General features: G+C 64.0%; 19 protein-coding genes. 16 read left to right on the forward strand and 3 right to left on the reverse strand.

What is annotated here, in order from left to right; translation table 11 throughout:
* The first annotated feature begins 120 nt into the window (after nt 1-120).
* The 10 genes from mdcA to AC6H0W_RS04290 all read left to right on the forward strand — a co-directional run bounded on the left by mdcA (nt 121) and on the right by AC6H0W_RS04290 (nt 9,404).
* Nucleotides 121-1,803: a malonate decarboxylase subunit alpha gene (gene mdcA, locus AC6H0W_RS04245; protein WP_497575876.1), complete on the forward strand. Its 1,683-nt coding sequence runs from the start codon at nt 121-123 to the stop codon at nt 1,801-1,803.
* A gap of 7 nt (nt 1,804-1,810) precedes the next feature.
* The gene (gene mdcC, locus AC6H0W_RS04250) at nt 1,811-2,125 is read left to right on the forward strand and encodes a malonate decarboxylase acyl carrier protein (protein ID WP_497575877.1); all 315 of its coding nucleotides are present in this window, start codon (nt 1,811-1,813) and stop codon (nt 2,123-2,125) included.
* Complete coding sequence (locus AC6H0W_RS04255; protein WP_497575878.1) at nt 2,122-3,018, forward strand: biotin-independent malonate decarboxylase subunit beta; 897 nt, start codon at nt 2,122-2,124, stop codon at nt 3,016-3,018. Before mdcC ends, AC6H0W_RS04255 begins: the two co-directional genes overlap by 4 nt.
* A complete protein-coding gene (locus AC6H0W_RS04260) occupies nt 3,015-3,740 on the forward strand; it encodes a biotin-independent malonate decarboxylase subunit gamma (RefSeq protein ID WP_497575879.1) in 726 nt (241 codons plus the stop codon). Before AC6H0W_RS04255 ends, AC6H0W_RS04260 begins: the two co-directional genes overlap by 4 nt.
* 1 nt (nt 3,741) lies before the next feature.
* A complete protein-coding gene (gene mdcB, locus AC6H0W_RS04265) occupies nt 3,742-4,620 on the forward strand; it encodes a triphosphoribosyl-dephospho-CoA synthase MdcB (RefSeq protein ID WP_497575880.1) in 879 nt (292 codons plus the stop codon).
* Nucleotides 4,611-5,543, forward strand: a complete 933-nt coding sequence (gene mdcH, locus AC6H0W_RS04270) for a malonate decarboxylase subunit epsilon (RefSeq protein ID WP_497575881.1) — start codon at nt 4,611-4,613, stop codon at nt 5,541-5,543. The genes mdcB and mdcH overlap by 10 nt, the downstream gene beginning before the upstream one ends.
* Nucleotides 5,544-5,720: 177 nt before the next feature.
* On the forward strand, nt 5,721-6,686 hold the full coding sequence (locus tag AC6H0W_RS04275) for a Bug family tripartite tricarboxylate transporter substrate binding protein (RefSeq protein ID WP_497575882.1): 966 nt from the start codon (nt 5,721-5,723) through the stop codon (nt 6,684-6,686).
* Nucleotides 6,687-6,744: 58 nt separating this feature from the next.
* On the forward strand, nt 6,745-7,245 hold the full coding sequence (locus AC6H0W_RS04280; RefSeq protein WP_497575883.1) for a tripartite tricarboxylate transporter TctB family protein: 501 nt from the start codon (nt 6,745-6,747) through the stop codon (nt 7,243-7,245).
* A 46-nt stretch (nt 7,246-7,291) separates the two neighbouring features.
* Nucleotides 7,292-8,803: a tripartite tricarboxylate transporter permease gene (locus AC6H0W_RS04285; RefSeq protein ID WP_497575884.1), complete on the forward strand. Its 1,512-nt coding sequence runs from the start codon at nt 7,292-7,294 to the stop codon at nt 8,801-8,803.
* 10 nt (nt 8,804-8,813) lie between these two features.
* Nucleotides 8,814-9,404 (forward strand): cysteine dioxygenase family protein, encoded by a 591-nt coding sequence (locus tag AC6H0W_RS04290; RefSeq protein ID WP_497575885.1) that lies wholly within the window; start codon nt 8,814-8,816, stop codon nt 9,402-9,404.
* Nucleotides 9,405-9,417: 13 nt separating this feature from the next.
* Here AC6H0W_RS04290 and AC6H0W_RS04295 read toward each other — a convergent pair whose 3' ends face one another.
* Nucleotides 9,418-10,137 (reverse strand): GntR family transcriptional regulator, encoded by a 720-nt coding sequence (locus AC6H0W_RS04295; RefSeq protein WP_497575886.1) that lies wholly within the window; start codon nt 10,135-10,137, stop codon nt 9,418-9,420.
* A 248-nt stretch (nt 10,138-10,385) separates the two neighbouring features.
* Here AC6H0W_RS04295 and dctP point away from each other — a divergent pair, with 248 nt between their 5' ends.
* The 6 genes from dctP (at nt 10,386) to AC6H0W_RS04325 (ending at nt 17,361) form a co-directional block, all read left to right on the forward strand.
* Nucleotides 10,386-11,474, forward strand: a complete 1,089-nt coding sequence (gene dctP, locus AC6H0W_RS04300) for a TRAP transporter substrate-binding protein DctP (RefSeq protein ID WP_497575887.1) — start codon at nt 10,386-10,388, stop codon at nt 11,472-11,474.
* Between the two features lie 97 nt (nt 11,475-11,571).
* A complete protein-coding gene (locus AC6H0W_RS04305) occupies nt 11,572-12,090 on the forward strand; it encodes a TRAP transporter small permease subunit (protein ID WP_497575888.1) in 519 nt (172 codons plus the stop codon).
* Complete coding sequence (locus AC6H0W_RS04310; RefSeq protein ID WP_497575889.1) at nt 12,090-13,409, forward strand: TRAP transporter large permease; 1,320 nt, start codon at nt 12,090-12,092, stop codon at nt 13,407-13,409. The genes AC6H0W_RS04305 and AC6H0W_RS04310 overlap by 1 nt, the downstream gene beginning before the upstream one ends.
* 12 nt (nt 13,410-13,421) lie before the next feature.
* Complete coding sequence (locus AC6H0W_RS04315; RefSeq protein ID WP_497575890.1) at nt 13,422-14,771, forward strand: FAD-dependent oxidoreductase; 1,350 nt, start codon at nt 13,422-13,424, stop codon at nt 14,769-14,771.
* Between the two features lie 53 nt (nt 14,772-14,824).
* Complete coding sequence (gene ilvD, locus AC6H0W_RS04320; RefSeq protein WP_497575891.1) at nt 14,825-16,516, forward strand: dihydroxy-acid dehydratase; 1,692 nt, start codon at nt 14,825-14,827, stop codon at nt 16,514-16,516.
* Complete coding sequence (locus tag AC6H0W_RS04325; protein ID WP_497575892.1) at nt 16,513-17,361, forward strand: isocitrate lyase/PEP mutase family protein; 849 nt, start codon at nt 16,513-16,515, stop codon at nt 17,359-17,361. The genes ilvD and AC6H0W_RS04325 overlap by 4 nt, the downstream gene beginning before the upstream one ends.
* A gap of 100 nt (nt 17,362-17,461) precedes the next feature.
* Here AC6H0W_RS04325 and AC6H0W_RS04330 read toward each other — a convergent pair whose 3' ends face one another.
* Both AC6H0W_RS04330 and AC6H0W_RS04335 read right to left on the reverse strand, forming a co-directional pair.
* Nucleotides 17,462-17,806 (reverse strand): VOC family protein, encoded by a 345-nt coding sequence (locus AC6H0W_RS04330; protein WP_497575893.1) that lies wholly within the window; start codon nt 17,804-17,806, stop codon nt 17,462-17,464.
* A 170-nt stretch (nt 17,807-17,976) separates the two neighbouring features.
* A complete protein-coding gene (locus AC6H0W_RS04335) occupies nt 17,977-18,684 on the reverse strand; it encodes a hypothetical protein (RefSeq protein WP_497575894.1) in 708 nt (235 codons plus the stop codon).
* Nucleotides 18,685-20,513 lie beyond the last annotated feature (1,829 nt).

The following is a 20,513-nucleotide window of genomic DNA, read 5'->3' on the forward strand; positions in this document are numbered from 1 at the left end:
ATGGCTGTTCATCTGCATGGATGGCTTGCGTGATCGTCTCTCCCGCGACACAATACAAGTAATATATTAGAAGTATCCCACTTGAAGCTCCGCCCGGGGCCAGCTGAAGGCAGGTGAGGCATGACGCAAGAGACAGGGACGGCGCCGGCATCGGCCGACGTCGCAGAGCGAGACTGGTCGGTGCTGCGCAAGCGCTACGAGGCCCGCATGGCGCGCGCTGCTGCGATCGCCAACGGCAAGCTGGTGGCGGCGGCCGACGTGGTGGCGCTGATGGAGGCCGTCATCGAGCCCGGCGACCGGCTGTGCATCGAGGGCAACAATCAGAAGCACGCCGATTTTCTGGCCGAGTGCCTGGCGAGTGCCTCGCCCGAGAAGCTGCACGGCCTGCACATCGTGCAGTCCAACATTGCGCTGGCGCCGCACCTGGACGTGTTCGAGCGCGGCATCGCCGAACGGCTGGACTTCTGTTATTCCGGCCCGCAAGGGCTGCGCCTGTCGCGGCTGGTGAAGGAGGGCCGCATCAAGGTCGGCGCCATCCACACCTACCTGGAACTCTACAGCCGCTACTTCTGCGACCTCACGCCGCACGTGAGCTTTGTCGCCGCCGATGCCGCCGACCGTGACGGCAATCTATACACCGGCCCCAACACCGAAGACACGCCGGCCATCGTCGAGGCCACAGCCTTCAAGTCGGGCATCCTGATCGCGCAGGTGAATCGCATCGTCGACAAGGTCCCGCGCGTGGATGTGCCCGGCGACTGGGTCAGCTTCGTGGTCGAGGCGCCGCGCCCGTATTACATCGAACCCATCTTCACGCGCGACCCGGCGGCCATCACCGAAGTGCAGATCCGCATGGCGATGATGGTCATCCGCGGCATCTACGAGAAATACGGCGTGGCGCGGCTCAATCACGGCATCGGGTTCGACACCGCCGCCATCGAGCTGATCCTGCCGACCTATGCCGAATCGCTGGGCCTGCGCGGCAAGATCTGTCGCTACATGTCGGTGAACCCGTGCCCCACGCTGATTCCGGCCATCGAGTCGGGCTTCGTCGAAGGCATCCACTGTGCCGGTTCGGAGATGGGTATGGAGCGCTACGTCTCCGAGCGCTCCGACGTGTTCTTCACCGGCCGCGACGGCTCGATGCGTTCGAACCGCATCTTCTGCCAGCTCGCCGGGCACTACTCCGACCTGTTCATCGGCTCGACCCTGCAGATCGATCTCGAAGGCAATTCATCGACCGCCACGCTGGCGCGCATCACCGGCTTTGGCGGCGCGCCCAACTTCGGCTCCGAATCGCGCGGGCGGCGTCATGGCAGCGAGCCGTGGCTGAAGGCCGGCGCCGAGGCGCAGCGTGGCAATCACATGCCGCGTGGGCGCAAGCTGGTGGTGCAGATCGTCGAGACCTTCCGCGAGGGGCTCAGCCCGACCTTTGTCGAGCGGCTTGACGCCTGGGCGCTGCAGGAATCCTTCGGCCTGCCCCTGCCGCCGGTGATGGTGTATGGCGACGATCTGACCCACATCGTCACTGAAGAGGGCATTGCCAACCTGCTGCTGTGCGATGGCCCCGAAGAGCGCGAGCAAGCGATTCGCGGCGTGGCGGGCTACACCGAAGTGGGCATGGCGCGCGACCGCGCGATGGTCGAGCGGCTGCGTGCGAAGGGCGCTGTGGCCTACCCGGAAGACCTCGGGGTGGATGCACGACTGGCCACGCGCGACTTGCTGGCCGCGCGTTCGATCAAGGATCTGGTGCGCTGGTCGGAGGGCCTGTACGACCCGCCCGCCCGCTTCCGCAACTGGTGAGGTAGCCATGGAACATCTGGAATTCACGCTCGGTGACGGCGGCACGCCTCCGCCGGGCGACTTCGCTCACGCCGGTGTCGTCGGCTCCGGCAACCTGGAAGTGATGCTTGAGCGCGAAGCGCTGGGCGGGCACTGCGTGGCGGTGGTGGATACCGCCATTCGCGGTTTCGAGCGCACCTGGAATCAGGTGCTGACTGACTTCGTCACGCGCCAGCAACTCGCCGACGTGCGCATCTCGATCAATGACGGCGGGGCCACGCCGGCCGTGGTCGGCTTGCGCCTCGACCAGGCGGCGGCCGACTTGAAGCGGGGTGCGGCATGAGAGGGGTAGCGCGTCACAGTTTTCTCGAGGCCGGTGCGCGTGCGCGCGTGTCGGGCGTGCTCGATGCCGGGAGCTTTCGCGAGTTCTGCGGGCCGCGCGCGCGCTGCGTCAGCCCGCATCTGCCGATGCTCGACATGCCGGTGGCCTTCGACGACGGCGTGGTGGTGGGCGAAGGCCGGCTGGCCGGTCGTGCGGTGCTGATCGCCGCGCAGGAAGGCAGCTTCATGGGCGGCTCGGTGGGTGAGGTGCACGGCGCCAAGATCACCGGGCTGGTCGAGCGCGCGCTCGATACCCGACCGGACGGGGTGATTCTCTTGGTCGATTCGGGCGGCGTGCGCCTGCAGGAGGCCAATGCCGGCCTGATCGCCATGGGCGAAATCCAGCGTGCGGTGCTGGCGGTGCGCGCGGCCGGTATTCCGGTGATCGTCGGCATCGGCGGCAAGAACGGCTGCTACGGCGGCATGTCAATCATCGCCCGCTCGTGCGACTGGATCGTCGCCAGCGAAGAAGGGCGGCTGTCGATCTCCGGCCCGGAGGTCATCGAGGCGGTGGAGGGCATCGAAGAGTTCGACTCGCGCGATCGCGCCTTGGTGTGGCGCACCATGGGCGCCAAGCATCGGCGCCTGCTCGGCGAAATCGACGCGCTGGTGGCGGACGACATGGATGCTTTTCGTGCCGCGCTGGCGGATGTGCTGGGCAAGTCACGCCGGCTCGACATCAATGCGCTGGAGGCCGAGCAGGCACGCCTCGAAGCACGCATTGCGCGCTTTGCCGATTGCCGTGACGGCACCGAAGTGTGGGCCGAACTCGGCGTGGCCGAGCCGCAGCGCGTGCCCGAGCTCGACGCGCCCGCGTTCGACCGCGTGGTGCGCTCGGTGGAGGGGGTGCAATGACTGAAGCCACAGTGCATCCGGCTGACGCCTTGCTGCGCGAGCTTTTCGGCGAGTTCCACGGGGTTCGGCGCGAGGGCAAGCTGCTGGCCGGGCCGGCCCGCGTGGGTGAGCAGGCGGTGTCGGTCATCGGCACCACCGAGCAGGCCCACATCGGCGCCGATCTGGCGCTGGCGATGGCACGCCACGTGCTCGACACCTTGCGCAACGCGCCGGGCCGGCCCTTGGTGCTGATCGTCGACAACTCCGGTCAGCGTCTGAGCCTGTGGGACGAGCTGATGGGCAACAACGGCTGCATCGCCCACCTCACCAAATGTCTGGATGTCGCACGGCGCAGCGGTCACAAGGTGATTGGCCTGGTGCATACGCTGGCCATCAGCGGCGGCTTCATGGCCACCGGCATGGCTACCGGCGCCTGCTACGCCATGCCCGGTGCCGAGCTGCGCCTGATGGCGCCGAGCGCCATGTCGCGCGTCACGAAAATCCCTGAAGAGCGCTTGGCCGAGTTGTCGCGCACCCAGCCGGTGCTCGGGCCGGGCGTGGACAACTTCGTGCGCATCGGTGGCCTGCACGGCGTGTTTGAAGGCGACGCCCGCGCGGCCTTGCTGGCGGCGCTCGAAGCCGAAGAGGGTGCCGATGACCCGCGCCGCCGTCTGGGCGCCGAGCGCGGCGGCCGCCCACATGCGCAGGAGATCGCGGCGCGCGTGCGTGCCGGGATGGCCTGACATGAGCCTTGCGCGTGCGCCGCGTCCGTTGCATTCAAGTGCGCGGCGTGCGCGTTTTGCGCGCATCGATGCACTGGCGCTGACCGCGCTGGCGCAAGAGTTGGCCTGCCCGCTCAAGCCGGGTCTGGTCTCGCCGCAGGATTGCGGTGCTCACCCCGACATGGATGCCGCCACCTTCGTGCGCAGCATCGCGGCCCTGCGCGGGTGTTTCGCCGAACTGGCCGAAGCCGGCGCCGACGGCGCACGCTTTGCCGATCTGGCGGCCATCGGCCGTGCTGCCGAAGTGCGCATGCTGAGCGCCACCGACGGGCGCAACACGCATCGCGGCGCCATCTTTTCTCTGGGTCTGCTGGCGGCCGCGGCGGGGCGTCTGCATGCCGCCAATCGTCCGTCCGCTCGCATGTTATGCGCCACGGTGGGCGGTGAATGGGGCGCAGAGATCATGCGCGCCGCGCCCGCCGGCCCGGCGCGCACGCATGGCGACTTCGTGCGCTTTCGCTACCAGGCGCCGGGTGCGCGCGAGCAGGCCGCGGCGGGTTTTCCGGTGGTGCTCGAACACGCGCTGCCGGCGCTGCGGGCAGCACGCCCGGCCGGCCTCAAACGCGCCAGCCTGCAAGCCTTGTACGCGATTGCCCTAGTACTGGACGATAACAACCTGCTGTACCGTGGCGGTGAAGCCGGCTTGGCCTTCGCACGTGCCGAGGCACGGCGTTTCATGGAAGCGGGCGGCATGTTGCAGCCGCAGGCGTGGGTGCGTGCCGCTGAGGTGCATGAGCGCTTCGTGGAGCGAAACCTCAGCCCCGGTGGCGCGGCCGATCTGCTGGCGGCGACCTTGTTCGTCGCAGCCTGCGAGCGACAGGGATGGGAGCCATGCGAATAGCCTTGCTGTGCGCCGGACAAGGCGGCCAGCACCCCGCGATGTTCGAGCGTCTGGCTCACATGCCTGCCGCCACGCAGGTGCTTGAACTCGCCTCGGCGCAGGCTGGCTTCGACGTCGCCACGCTGGCCACGCGCGACCCCGACACCTTCAGCGACAACCGTCTGGCCCAGATTCTGGTGGTGGCGCATGCGCTCGCCGCCACCGCCGCCTTGCGCGCCGAGGGCGTCGAGCCGGTGCTGTTTGCCGGTTACAGCGTCGGCGAGATGGCCGCACATGGCGCGGCCGGCGTGTGGGACGTCGCCACCACGCTGGCGCTCACCGCGCGCCGTGCCGCATGCATGGACGAAGCCGCGGCCTGTTGCCCCGAGCCACTCGGCATGACCGCCGTGCTGGGGCTCACCGAAGCCGAGGTGGCGCGACTCGCCGCCGCGGCTGGGGTGGCGATCGCCATCCTCAATAGCCCGCGTCATCTGGTGGTCGGCGGCCCGCTGCCGGCCTTGCAGGAGTTCGAGGAGGCGGCCCGGCGCAGCGGTGCCAGCCACCTGCGCCGGCTGGATGTACGCATCGCCTCCCATACCCCGTTCATTGCACAGGCCGCCGCGCCGTTTGCCAGCGCGCTGGCGCAGGCGCCGTGGCGCGCCCCGGCCGGTGTGCTGCTGTCGGGCCTGGATGGCCGTGCCATTGCACGGCACGACGATTCGGTGGCGCAGCTGTCGCGCCAGATCCATGCGCCGCTGCGCTGGCACGACTGTCTGGAGGCGATGCTGGAATACGGCGTCGATGCCGTGCTGGAAATCGGCCCCGGGCGGGCGTTGGCAAAGATGGTGGAAGAAGCCTTTCCCGCCGTGCCGGTGCATGCCTTCGACGAATTCCGCAGCGCCTCCGGCGCAGCGCGTTGGCTGGCACGAGCGGGGGCAGCGTGATGCCCATCACGAACCCGTGCGATGGGGCGAAAGAAAGCTTGACCCTCGCCTTGCATGTTCATACTATGCAACTGGTACATATCTAATATATTAGTTCTAGGGCGCATTCATAGCAGAACGTTCCAACGGATGCGCCGTGTGCACCGCATAACGACGATAACGACCAAGGAGACGACGATGCAGACCAGAATCACGAAGTTCGTGGCGCTGTTGGCGCTCAGCCTGGGGGTGGCCGCGCCGGCAGTGGCCGCAGATGTGAAGGGCTATCCCGCACGCAACGTGGAGGCCATCAACCAGTTCGGGCCCGGCGGTGGCACCGATCTGTTCATCCGCGCCATCGGCCAGCCCTTTGCCGACATCACCGGCAAGTCGCTGGTGGGCCTGTCCGTGACCGGCGGCGGTGGCATTCCGGCGGCCACGCAGTTCTTCTCGGGTCGCGCCGACGGTCATACCTTGATGGCCATCGGCCCTGAAGAGGTCATCAACCACGCCAAGGGTCGTATCGACGCTACCAAGTTCATGCCGGTGGCGCGCGTGCAGTACGACCAGGGTCTGTTCTACGTAAACGCCGACAGCCCGATCAAGACCGTGCAGGATCTGGTCGAGCAGGCGCGCAAGAACCCCGGCAAGCTGAGCATCTCGATGACCGGTGCAGCCGGTTTCGACGAAACCCTGATTGGTCTGTGGAACGCCCGTTCGGGTGCCGAACTGAACGCCGTGCCGTTCGATTCGGGGGCTGAGTCCGTGTCCGCCGTGCTGGGTGGTCACACCGATCTGATGTACGAGGAATACGGCCCGTCGCGTGCGCTGATCGAAGCCGGTCGCCTGCGCCCGCTGGTGGTGTTCTCGGAAGAGCGCCTGCCGGTGCTGCCGGATGTGCCGACGGCGCGCGAAGTCGGCATCGACGTGACGCTCGGCCGCTGGCGTGGCTTTGCCCTGAAGCAGGGTGACGACAAGGCGCATGCCGGCGCGTTGTTCAGCATCTTCCAGAAGGCCGTGCAGGACCCGCGCTACAAGTCGGTCGAAGAGAAGAACGGCCTGCAGTACCGCTCGGTGCTTCTCGGGCCGGACGAGTTCAAGGCCTTCCTCGACAGCGAAATCGAAACCTACCGCGCCGTGCTGAAGAGCCTGGGGCACATCTGACCCGTCGGGGGGCGAGCCGTGAAGCGGCCGCCCCCCGAATGCGTTTCGGGAGGTTTGAATGAAAAAGCTGCTTGCAGACACCGCCTTTGCGGTGGTCTTGCTGGTCGGTTCGGCGTATCTGTGGTTCGTTGCGGACGGATTCCAGCGGTTCCCGCGCTACAAGGGCATCGACATGGACTTCTGGGCGAAGATCCTGCTCGTCATCGTTGCGGTGCTGGCGCTGGCCTTGATCTGGCAGAACGTGGTGAACATCCGCACGCGCCTGGCTGCGGGCAAGACCGGAAGCACGGGTGAGCCTTTGAATTGGGCCAAGCTCGGGGCCTCGGCCCTGCTGGTGGTGGCGTATTTCGTCGGCCTGCAGACCGTGGGCTTCATGATCGCCACGGTGATCTTCCTGTTCCTCGCCATCCGGCTGATCGGCTACGGCAATCGCCTGCTTGGAACGATCTACCCCTTCGCTTTCACGGCGCTCGTCACCCTGGCCTTCGTCAAGGTGCTGGAGCTTCCGCTGCCGCGTGGCATGGGGCCATTCGAAAGCCTGAGCCGGATGTTCTATTGAACGGCAATGCGGCCGGCGCGGCGTGCCGGCCCCGAGGAGATGTCTCGTGATTGACGGTTTTCTGACCGCCTCGCAATACATGCTGAGCCACCCGATGACCTTCCTGTTCATCGTCATCGGCATGATGTGGGGCATTGCATTCGGCGCGCTGCCGGGCCTGACCGGTGTGGTCGGCGTGGCCTTGCTGATTCCATTTACCTTCGGCTTCGGCCCCATAGAGGGTTTGCTGCTGCTCGGCTCGGTGTATGTGGGCTCGACCTTCGGCGGCTCGATTTCGGCCATCCTGTTCAACACGCCGGGGAGCCCCGAGGCGGCCTGTACGGGTTTGGACGGTTACCCCATGGCCAAGCGCGGCGAGGCCGGCAAGGCGTTGGGCATCGCGCTTGCGGCGTCCGCCATCGGTGGCGTGTTCGGCAGCATCGTGCTGATGCTGGCGGCCCCGCCGTTGGCCAAGATTGCGCTGAGTTTTGGCCCGGCGGAGTACTTCGCGCTGGCCGTGCTGGGCATTACGGCGATTGCCTCCATCGGCTCCAGTTCGGTGTTCAAGGCTCTGCTGGCCGGCATGCTCGGGCTGATCATCGCCACCGTGGGCATCGATCCGCTGACCGGCGGCAGCCGCTTCACCTTCGGCAACAACATGCTGTTGTCGGGCATCGGTTTCATCCCGGCCATCATCGGCATGTTCGCGCTGTCCGAAGTGCTGGTGCGCTTCAGCGAGCGGGTGAAGGAGGGCGACCGCATCACCAAGGTATCCACCGCATTGCCCAAGGTCAGCGAGATGGTGGCGATGAAAGGCACGCTGGCGCGGTCCTCGATTCTGGGCACCATCATCGGCGTGTTGCCGGGCGTGGGCGCCACCACGGCGGCGTTCATGAGCTACAGCGAAGCCGTGCGCTGGTCGAAGAATCCGAGCAAGTTCGGCACCGGCGCGCCCGAAGGCATCGCCGCGCCCGAGGCCGCCAACAATGCGGCCGTAGGCGGCTCGATGGTGCCGCTGCTGGCGCTGGGCATTCCGGGCAGCGCCGCCACCGCGGTGATGATCGGCGGCCTGACCATCCACGGCATCGTGCCGGGCCCGATGATGCTGGTGCAGAACAAGGAGCTGGTCTATTCCGTGTTCATCGGCATGCTGGTGGCCAACCTGCTGATGATCTTCTTCGGCCTGAAGGCCTCGCGCTACTTCGCCAAGATTCTCGACGCGCCGTACGCGCTGGTGGGCCCTGGCATCGTGGTGCTGTGCATGACCGGAGTCTATGCGCTGCGCAACAACGTCATGGACGTGGTGGTGATGATGGTGTTCGGTGCCTTCGGCTTTCTGCTGCGCAAGCTTGATTACCCGATCGCGCCGCTGATCATCGGCCTGGTGCTCGGACCGGTGGCCGAGATCAGTCTGCGGCGCGCGCTGATGCTGAGCAACTTCGACTGGGTCGGCATCTTCACGCGGCCGATCGCCGGTACCTTGCTGGCGCTCAGCCTGCTGTCGCTGGTGTATGGCCTGTACGGTCAGTTCAAACGACAACGTGCGGCACGTCGAGCCTTGCTCGAAGCGGCTGCCTGAGGAGAACTGCATGCATGCCCATGAACATGTGCGCCACTTCATCCGCGAGATGACCGACTGCGTGGCTCAGCCGCTGGATGACGCAGCGCGCCTGGCACGCGCGCACGCGCTGCTGAAGCAATTGATCTCGCGTGACGACTGGTTGCCCGACGAATTCGCCGTGCCCGATCCCCAGTTCTACCGGCAATACCTGCTGTATTGCGATCCGCTCGAGCGCTTTTCGCTGGCGAGCTTTATCTGGGGACCGGGCCAGACCACTCCGGTGCATAACCACACGGTGTGGGGCTTGATCGGAATGCTGCGCGGCGCCGAGATGTGCCATCGCTACGAGCCCGATGGCGACGGCCGGCCGATGAGGCTGGTGGAAGAGAGGCGGCTCGAACCCGGCGACATCGACATCCTGTCGCCCGATCACGGTGACATTCACAACGTGGGCAATGCCTATGCTGACCGTGTCAGCGTGAGCATCCATCTTTACGGCGCCAACATCGCCGCGCTCAAGCGCCAGGTGTTCGACCCCGCGACCGGTGAAACCAAACCCTTCAGGTCGGGCTATGCGAGCACGCGTCTGCCCAATTTCTGGGATCACTCGCGCGAGTGATTGCCCGCGCCGCTCACAGATCGGACAGCACCGTGGCCTTGGTAAAGGCCTCGATGCTGTCGAGGAGCTTGTCGAGTGCCTGCGCCGCGCCATTGCCATCGCCGGCCGCAATCGCGTCGGCAATGGCGGCGTGCAAGCGGGCGGTTTCGGGCAGGTCGGCAGCCTGCTTGTAATGCACATACCAGAAGCGGCGTGACAGGCCGTGCATCAGGCGCATGGCGCCTTCGGCGAACTCGTTGCGCGCGGCGGCCAGACACAGCTCGTTGAACTCGCGGTCGGTGCGCACGAAGTGGGTGTCGTCGTTGGCGTCGGCTTCGCTGCGAAAGTCGGCGGCAAGTTCGGCAAAGCGTTTGCGCTCCGCTTCGTTGGCGCGGCGTGCGGCGCTGCGGCAGATCAGGCGTTCGACTTCGCGGCGGGTTTCGAGCAGGCGCAATTGCTTGCGCACGTCCATCTCGGCGATCAGCAGGCCGCGCTGCGGCAGCACCACGATGAGGCCTTCCTGGGCGAGGCGCTGGATGGCCTCGCGGATGGGCGTGCGGCCGATGCCGGTCATTTCGCTCATGGCCAGTTCCGACACTACGGCGCCAGGTGCCAGCTTGAGGGTGACGATGGCCTCTTCGAGCTGCGCGTACGCAACGTCCTTGAGTGTGGTGCGCGGTTCGCCGGGGCTGCCCGCGGCTGGCTTTTCGGTGGCGCCGGCAGAGCGTTTCGGGCTGGAGGTTTTCCTGGGCATCGTGTGCTCCGCAAATCGTATGCGCCGATTATAGGTGCAAGCCCCTGTCATCGTTGCCAACGCCAATGCGCAGAGCCGCTTTTGATGCTTGACGATGTAAAGCCATACAACTAGTATATTACACATATACGTGTGTGATCAGAGGCTTCGCGCGCCTTTCGCATGCGGATAAAAACAATAAAGAAGTGGCCTTTCCGCCCCCGGCGGGAGCGACTCGAAAGCAGTGAAAACAACTGGAGGAGACTGAAATGAGAAAGAAATGTGGCGTGGTGCTGGCCTCGTTGACGCTGGCAATCGGTTCGCTGTTCGGAGCCTCGTCGGCCATGGCGCAGGAGACGTCGTGTCCGAAAGTCGGCTCGTGCAAATGGAAGATGGCGACGGGCTGGGCCGGTGGCCCGCTGATGGACATCGGCGCCAAGGCGTTTGCCGACCGTCTCAAGCAGCTTTCCGGTGGTCGCATGGAAGTGCAGGTGTTTCCCGGCGGCGCGTTGGGGAACGCGCTGAAGGTCAGCGAAACCGTCAAGAACGGCATCGCCGACATGGGCCATCTGTGGATGGGCTACGACTGGGGCAAGGACAACACCACGGTGCTGTTCGGCGGCTACGCCGGCACCTTCGACACCGAGCGCATGCTGCACTGGCTGTACGAAGGCGGCGGCGTGGAGCTGCAGCGCGAATTCCGTCTGAAAGAGTTCGGCGTGGTGTCGATGCCGCTGTTCATCCGCACGGCCGAGGTCTTCCTGCACTCGCGTAAGCCGGTCAAGACCCTGGCGGATCTGCAAGGCCTGAAACTGCGCACCGCCGGTGCGTGGATCGAGATGTCGGCCGCCATGGGCGCGGCGCCGGTGACCACGCCGGGCGGTGAAATCTACGCGGCGCTCGAGCGTGGCGTGATCGATGCCACCGAGTGGGGCACGCTGTGGGAGAACATCTCGCCGGGCTTCTCCAAGGTCGCCAAGTACCTGATCATTCCGGGCGTGCATCAACCTACCGCGCCGTTCGAGATGGTCATCAACCAGCGCGTCTGGGACAAGCTCACCAAGGCCGACCAGGAGCTGATCGAGCTCACCGCCAAGCTGGTGACGTATGAATCCTGGCTGAAGATCGGTCAGGAAGATGCCAAGGCGCTGGAGTTCTATCGCCAGCAAGGCAACGAGATCGTCGATCTCGACCCCGAGGTGCAATACCTCGCCCGCCGCACCGGCCTGGAATGGGCTGACAAGCAGGCGCAGACCAACCAGTGGTTCGCTCGCGTGCTCAAGAGCCAGCAAGAGTTCGAAAAGCTCTGGGCCGACGCCGGTCGCTACCGCAACGTGAAGGTCGAAGGCGCCAAGTAAGCGCCGTTTCTCGCAACGTACCCGCCCCTGCGTCACGCCGTGATCCGGCTGGCCTTGGGGGCGGTGCGTGCCGACCCTGCATCCCGGGAAGAAAATCATGCAAAAGGTGTTGAGCCTTATTGACCGCATCACCGGCTGTGTCGGTGTGATTGCGGCCTGGCTGGTGGTGCCTCTGGTGCTGGCCACCGCCTACGAAGTATTCACGCGTTATGCGCTGAATGCGCCCACGGTGTGGGCCTTCGAAATCGGCTACATGATGATGGGCTCGCATTTCCTGCTCGGCGCGGCCTACACGCTGCGCGAAGGCTCGCATGTCCGTGTCGATCTGATCGACAACTTCGTTTCGCCCAAAGTCACGGCCGGCATCCGCACGGCCGGCTACCTGTTTCTGTTGCTGCCCTGCCTGCTGTGGTTGAGCTGGGGGCTGTGGGGCTATTTCGACACCGCATGGGTGGATAACGAAACCTCCGGCCACTCCTCGTGGAACCCGGTGGTGTGGCCCTACCGGCTGGTGTTCCTGATCAGTTTCGTGGTGCTGACGCTGCAAGTCGTCGGCGAAATCATCAAAGGCTTCCAGATCGTTTCGGGCAAGTCCGCTGAGTTGGAGAACGCGTGATGTCCGAATACCTTGCCCTGTTGATGTTCCCGATGCTGCTGATGCTGATCTTCGTCGGCTTCCCGGTGGCCTTCTCGCTGATGGCGACCACGCTGGTGTTCGGCCTGCTGACCTTCGGCGACAACCTGATTTTCCTGCTCATCGACAAGGTCGAAGAGGTCGCCTCCAACTTCGTGCTGGCGGCGGTGCCCTTGTTCGTTTTCATGGGCTCGATGCTGGAGCGATCCGGCATTGCCGACCGGCTGTTCGAAGCCATCCACCTGTGGACCAAGCGTCTGCCCGGTGGCCTGGCGCTCGGCACCATCCTGATGAGCATCCTGTTCGCCGCTTCGACCGGCGTCATCGGCGCGGCCGAGGCGGTGATCGGCCTGTTGGCCATTCCGCCGATGCTCAAGCACCGCTACAACAAGGCGCTGATCAGCGGCACCATCTGTGCCGGCGGCTCGCTCGGCACCATCATTCCGCCGTCGGTGGTGGCCGTGGTGCTCGGCCCGCTGGCCAACGTGTCGATTGGCGACCTGTTCATGGGCATGGTCTTCCCCGGCCTGCTGCTGGCCGGCAGCTACGCGGCCTACGTGGTGGGCATCTGCATCCTCAAGCCCGAGTACGGCCCGCGCAGCGAACCCTCGCCCGACGACCCCGGCTTCTGGGAGAAGGTGCGCATCACGGTGTATGCCCTGCTGCCGCCGATGATCATGATCTTCTCGGTGCTCGGCTCGCTGATCATGGGCTGGGCCGCGCCCACCGAGGCGGCTGCGCTGGGTGCGCTGTGCTCGGTCGGCCTGACCATCTTCTACCGCCGCTTCACCATGGCCATCTTCATGAATGCGCTGATGGCGACGCTGCGCATCACCTCGATGATCATGATGATCCTGCTCGCCGGGAACATGTTCACCGGTGTGTTCGCGGGCACCGGCGGCATGGCGGTGGTGCAGAACCTGATCGACGCGCTGGGCCTCGGCCCGTGGGGTCTGCTGTTCCTGGTGCTGTTCCTGACGCTGATTGCCGGCTTCTTCCTGGAATGGGCGTCGGTCACGCTGATCTTCATCCCGATCTTCGCGCCGCTGATCGCTGCGGCCGGCTTCGACGTGGCGTGGTTCTGCATCCTCTTCATGCTGATGCTGCAGACCGGCTACCTGACGCCGCCGATGGCCCCGGCCATCTTCTACCTGCGTGGGGTGAGTCCACCGGAGATCACCTTGCCCGACATGTACCGCGGCGTGATTCCGTTCATCCTGCTGCAACTGGCGGTGGCGGGCATCGTGATGATCTTCCCGCAACTGGTGTTGTGGCTGCCATCGCAAGTGCTGGGCTTCTAGGGAGGATGAGCCATGTCCAATGAAACCCTGAAGGATGCCCGCACGGTGGGCCACATCGACGCCGACCTGCTGGTGGTCGGTGGCGGGGCGGCGGGTGTGGCGGCGGCAGTGAGTGCCGCCCGGCGCGGGCTCGACGTGGTGGTGCTGGAGCGTTACGGCTTCTGCGGCGGCGGCGCCGTCGCGGGGCTGTCCGGCACCGTGTGCGGGCTGTACGAGGCGGCCGAATCCGACAGTGCGCCGCCGCGCCAGGTGGTGTTCGGCTTTGCCGACGAGTTCGTGCAGGCCATGACGGCGCGCCACGGCCTGACCGGCCCGGTGCGTTACGGCCGCACCTTCACGCATGTGCATGACCCGCTGGTGTGGCGCGAAACCGCCGACGATCTGCTGCAGGCAGCCGGTGTGCGCGTGCTGCTGCACACACAGGTCACCGACGTGCTGATGGACGGCGGCGAGCGCGTGGCCGGCGTGATGGCCTGGACCAAGCAAGGCCGTATCGAAGTGCGCGCCAAGCTCACCATCGACGCCAGCGGCGACGCCGACGTGGTCGCCATGGCCGGCTTGCCCTTCACCGTCGGCCATGAAGGCAAGGTGCAGAACCCGACCATGATCTTCCGCCTGATGGGCGTGGACGTGGAGCGCTTCGTCGCCACCTACGGGCCGGATTCGATTCTCGGCGACAGCGTGGCCAAGGCCATTTCCGAAGCCAACGCGGCGGGGCGCTACCGCCTGCCGCGCGCCAAGGTCTTCCTGTTCGAGACGCCGCGCCCCGGCGAGTTGCTGTGCAATGCCACACGCATCGTCGGGCGTGACGGGCGCGAGCTCAACCCCATCCAGGTGGCCGACATCACCGAGGCCGAGATCGAAGGCCGCCGCCAGGTGCGCGAGTACGAGCGCTTCTTCCGCGACCACCTCGCCGGCTGCGAACACGCCTTCGTGAACGACACCGGCGTGCAGGTGGGCGTGCGCCAGACGCGCCAGGTGGCCGGCATCGCCACGCTGGCCAACACCGACGTGGTGGCCGGCACCAAGCGTGCCGACGGCATCGCGCGCAGCCCGTGGCCCATCGAACTGCACTCGGGCGAGAAGCCGCGCCTGTCGTGGCTGTTCGAGGACACCTACGAGGTGCCGTACGGCTGCTTCGTGCCGCAGCGTGGTGAATCGCTGCTGGTGGCCGGGCGTTGCCTTTCGGCCGAGCACGAGGCCATGGCCTCGGCCCGCGTCACCGCGCAGTGCTTTGCCTACGGCCAGGCCATTGGTCTGGCCGCGGCCATTGCGGTGCGCGAGGGCGTGGCCCCGCGGGCCATTCGCGGCGATGAACTGCGCGCGGCGCTCAACCGCGACGGCGCGCGCCTCGACGACTGAAGCCGCTTTCGACGTTTTCGTTTTACCCACCCGACACAGGTACGGAGCCACACATGGCGGATACGCTGCGCAGTAATTTCGAACCCGGTACCACGCGCTGGGCAGTACGCCGTGCGCAATGGCTGGCAATGGGCATTCCAGAGGAAGACTTCCACAAGCCCAAGATCGCCATCGTCAACTCGTCGAGCAAGCTGTCGGTGTGCTACGCCCACCTCGACGACGTGGCCAAGGCGGTGGAAAAGGCCATCCGCGCCGCCGGCGGCGTGCCCTTCGAGATCCGCACCGTGGCGCCGTCTGACTTCGTCACCAGCGCCGGCAAGCAGGGCCGCTATCTGATGCCCACGCGCGACCTGCTGGTGAACGACGTCGAAGTGCAGGTGGAAGGCGCCGAGCTGGACGGCATGATCCTGCTGGCCTCGTGTGACAAGACCACGCCGGGCCAGCTCATGGCCTGCGGCCGCCTCAACATCCCCGCGCTGATCTTGCCGTGTGGCTACCAACTGGGCGGCGAGTGCGGCGGCAAGCACGTGGACATCGAAGAGGTCTACAAGGCCGTTGGCACCGTGAAGGCCGGCAAGATGACGCTGATCGAGCTCGAAGACATGACGCGTCACGCGATCAAGGGGCCGGGCGTGTGTGCCGGCCTTGCCACTGCCAACACCATGCAATGTCTGGCCGAAGCGCTGGGCATGGCGCTGCCGCACAGCGCGCCCATCCGCGCCAACTCCGACCGCCTGTACACGCAGGCCGAGAAGGCCGGGCAGAAGATCGTCGAACTGGTGGAAAAGAACATCCGCCCGCGCGACATCCTCACCCCCGCGGCCTTCCGCAATGCCGTCACGGTGGCGGTGGCCACCGGCTGTTCGGTGAACTGTGTGCGCCACCTCATCGCCACCGCCATCGAGGCCGAATGCCCGGTGGACGTGCTGGCCGAATTCGAGCGCGCCGCCGACGTCGACCAGATCACCCTGGTGCGCCCCAACGGCCCGCACCGCATCGAAGACATGGACGCCGCCGGTGGCTGCGCGGGCGTGATGCTGCGCCTGCGCGACCGGCTCGACCTCACGGTGCAAACCGTCACCGGCCAGACGCTGGAGGCCAACCTGGCCGCAGTGCCGGAGCCGGACGCGGCCTTCATCCGCCCGGTGTCCGAGCCCTTCCGCCGCGAGCCGGGGCTGATCGTCATCCGCGGCAACCTCGCGCCGGACGGCGCCGTGGTCAAACTCTCCGCCGTGCCCGAGTCGGTGCGCCGCTTTGTCGGCACCGCCAAGGTCTTCGAAGACGAGAGCCTTGCCATTGCCGGCCTGCAAGATGGCAGCGTGAAATCCGGCGACGTCATCGTGCTGCGCATGATGGGCGCCAAAGGCGGGCCGGGCACCGTGTTCGCCGCAAGCTTCATGGCCGCGCTGGTGGGGGCCGGGCTGGGCGACAAGGTGGCGGTGGTCACCGACGGCGAGCTGTCGGGCCTCAACAGCGGCATCACCATTGGCCAAGTCATGCCCGAAGCGGCCGAAGGCGGCCCGCTGGCGGTGGTGCAGAACGGCGACGAAGTCGAAATCGACCTCACCCGCCGCGTGCTACGGTTCAACGTCAGCGACACCGAGCTGGCCGCCCGCCTGTCGCGCTTCGACCCGCCGGGCGACTACGCCAAACCGGGCTGGCTCGCCATGTACCGCACGCTCGTGCAGCCCATGTCCATGGGCGCCGTGCTGGGCAAACGCACACTGCCGGAGATCAAGGGATGAACACCAGCGACCAACACCAGCGCGCCGAAACCTTCACCGCGCTGCACCACACCGGTGAAACGCTGGTGTTGGCCAACGCCTGGGACGCCGCCAGCGCCCGCCTGTTCGAACTCGCCGGCGCCAAGGCCATCGGCAGCACCAGCGCCGGCATTGCCTTCTCGCGCGGCTACGCCGACGGCGAAAACATCCCGCTCGCCGAGATGATCGACGTCGTGCGCCGCATGGTGGCCTCGGTGAATCTGCCCGTGTCGGTCGACATCGAAGCCGGCTACGGCAACACGCGTGAGGCCGTGCTAAACACCGTGCGCGCCGTGCTCGACGCCGGCGGCATCGGCGTCAACCTCGAAGACGCCCCCACCGACCGCCCCGGCGAACTGCGCGACATCACCGAGCAAGCGAAGCTGGTCGAGGCCGTGCGCGATCTCGCGGAAAAGTCCGGCATCAAACTCTTCCTCAACGCCCGCACCGACGTCTTCTGGCTCAAGCTCGGTGAGCCAGAGACGCGCCTCGAAGCCACCCTCCAACGCCTCCGCGCTTACCGCGACGCCGGCGCCACCGGCGTCTTCGCCCCCGGCGTCCTCGACGCCCCCACCATCCAGGCCCTCGTCCAAGGCACCGCCTGCCCCCTCAACGTCCTCGCCGGGCCGGGCGGGCTGAATGCTGCTGAGTTGTCGGCTTTGGGCGTTGCTCGAGTGAGCGTCGGGTCGGCCCCCATGCGGGCCATCATGGCGGCGTCACAGAAAGTGGGGGAGGGGTTGGCGAAGGGAGATTTCGGGGCGTTGTTTGCGGAGACGGTGCCGTATGCGGAGGCGAATGGGTTGTTTTGGGGGAGTGCTAACGCTTGAATTAAGCCGCGCCGCGCCGCGCCGCGGAGCGGCGTCGGCTTGAATGAATTGTTAGGCGTCTACTACGCAAGAGTCACTTCTGATGAGGACACACAAGCTCCTAAAGATGCCCGTCTGGATCAGTGATATATCCAATGTATCCTCCGGACTCTGGGTCGATTGCCGCTGGCCCTGCGTTGGCGCCTCCGCACATTTCAGCCTTGCGTAGCGCTTGATCTACATCTTCTTTGGTCTCGACTGCGTAGCTTATGACCGCGGGCGCGGATGATCCAAGCATGAGAGCGTCACGGCTCGCCTTTTTGGTATATGACTCATAACTCTCCCTTGTCATAAGAAAGATGAAGAGATTAGGAATATCAAGCGCGATTATGCCACCGTCAATCTGTGCATCACAAGGCTCGAAAATACCTTTATAGAAGTCAAGCGTCTTGTGAAGATCAGCCACGGGAAGGAAAAGTACCGTTATTTAAAATTTCACGACACCTACTCAATGGATCATAACTCTAGGCGGAGTGAGTGTTGACGCATAACGTTTGACGTGAGGGGCCGCCGTAGCGGCGAAGCCGCGAAGGGAACCCACAAGCGCAGCTCGTGGGTTCCCTCTCGACGGAGTAGTTAGATTTCACGGACCGCAAAGCTCTCAGCCTTGAGGTATCCTGTGGCCACCGCGGATGGAAGAAGCCCTAGTATCGAAGCCTTGAAAGTCTGTTTTGCTGCAGCCATACCGGCTGAGTCACTAAACTCAAATGCCCCTCTGCCATCCTTTTCCTTAGCAAATCTTATGACCTTCTCGAATAGCGACCTAGCTGAGGTGATTGCTTGATCTTTTTGCATTGTTTCCATATTGAGAACAACTGCAGATTCAATCGCAAGATCTGTTTTTGTTGTTTTTGATTTGTTTATGTCTAGAAGTAACAGCTCCGTTTCTCCAGAGTACCTCCACTTTGTACGCTCTTCAAAAGAAGTGACGACTTGGGCAAAGGACTGCTGGCTAAACAGCCAATCCACACCTCCGATGGAGGTTACTACCTTCTGATCGGAATACTGATTTTCTGGCCAGTACGCGCCGTAGCCGCAACAGTAAAAATCAAAATTTTCCCCAGACCTGTGGTGAAAGTATTCAAGACTAGGAAGGATTTCGTTCTTAACATAAGGGACGTGAGGGTTAGCGAACAATGCCCCGACGAAGCTTTTTTGGTCGCGACTGTTTAGCCGTGCCATTAACTCCCCGGCACTAGGGTGCGCTGAATCCAGCGTAAAAATTCGTTTTGGCTTGTGCTTAACGCTATCGACAATGCTGGAGAAGGTAGTGGCTTCAATCATGGCTGAAATCTAACGCCTGAATTAAGCCGCGCCGCGAAGCGGCGTCGGCTTGAATGAATTCTTAGGTGATCAACCAACCTTTTGATGAGCGATTGCAAACATAGTAGGAATTCCTCCTTCGCCATCATAGATTTGTGTCGTTCTTTCGTCGTATGAGAAGTTATTGAAAAGGCCAGTCGCAACGCGAGTCGGCAAATTTGTGCCTCTGGCTTTCCCCGCGGCAGCGCTGACTATCCCTACATGAAGAAGGTCATCAGAAATAATGTCCCACCGAGTAGTTGAGGCTCCGTTACTTAATGCGATACCGTCAGTTCCAGACACCAGACCATCCAGGAAAGTCGACCAACGCTGTTGGTAGTTATGGTTCCAAGGTGAGAACCGTGATCGAACATCTGTCACAGGGTCATTGGGATTCAGGATTAAGTAGCGCAACCCCCTCGCTCGGCCTTCCGAGGCTAAGGGCATCTCTCTAATTTTGTTCGGAGGGGTCAGCCTTTGCTCAAGATACCTTGGGACTTCAAAGGTGTCGTCGCAGTCGTAAAGGCACCGCTGGCTTTTTGAGTCCAATTTCGGCTCAAGCTTAGCTTGAAACAATGCCGAAGATGCATAGATGCACACTCCTGCGCTATCCAAAAGAACAAATACCACATATAGGTCACCCAGCTCGCAGGAAGGAGTGTCCCCAGTACAGGTAGTAATAGATGCAGATGTTCTAGTTACACGTGGCTTCTGATGGCAGAACAATCCGGCAAACTTGAAGTCGTAGACTGCATTGGAGATGACAGGTGCAACGGTCCTGTTCAATTCACTAATTCCGACATTGGGATCTATAAGATAGGATCGAATCGCGCTTACTTCGGCAGATCGATTTATTCCAGACCAAGAATTCTCATACGCACGCCGAAAGTTATTCGCTGCATTCAGATCCGTGTAATGCTTTAGAAATTTCAAGTAGCTATCAGCTGACATTGATCACCGAACTTGTTGTAGACCGCAAAACTGCGGACTCATGTGCATATCTGCGGTATATCCAGATAGATACAGAGCTTCATGAACCTTGAAGTGTCATGGGTTATGCAGCCCATGACTGTGCTTGTGTGCAGAAATATACGCTGCCGGAAACACCGCAACACGTTTGCTGCGAAAGCGGGGCCGGTGTTCCAGTCCGTATATTGGCTTGATCGGATTCCACAGCGTATTCAGCGCAAGCATCGCAGCGACCGAGGTGACCAACAATACGGTTATTGCGTTCGCATGTTAATCCCATTCTATGACGTTCGATACCCCTGTGATATGGATGTTGCGTATGCGGGGAGGGGTGTCATTGCGTCGAATGCGTGCAGCCCTCTGCATCGCCTCCATAGGATCGCCGCTCACCATGTGACTCCGGCACTCTGGGCTGTCATTGCGAGGAGCGTAGCGACGCGGCAATCTTGCAGCGGGTGCAGGTGGCAATCTCACCAGATTGCCGCGCTTCGCTCGCAATGACGGGTAGAGGCGCAGCGCCAACTACAGGATTTGCTGCCTCAACGCACGTCGTGGTTACCCCTCCCTTCTGAGCCGCTGAGCGTAGAGTGCTCACGGCGGGGATGTCCGGCCTTGCTGTTTGAGCGGAACGCGAGTTTGCAAGGCCGGCCGCCGGGAGTGCTCGGAGCGAAGGGACCCCGAAGGGGCGGCGAGGAGGGCGCGTTTCTTTGCCTACTTTCTTGCCGCGAAGCAAGAAAGTGGGTCGCCCGCCGGGGCGAGTCCCGGCCAATGGAGGGTGTTTGCGGCGATTGCCGTGATAGCCATCACGGCGGGATGTGCGAGCGAGCCTTGGTTCCGTAAAG

Source organism: Pseudazoarcus sp. NS20 (genome assembly GCF_059703745.1).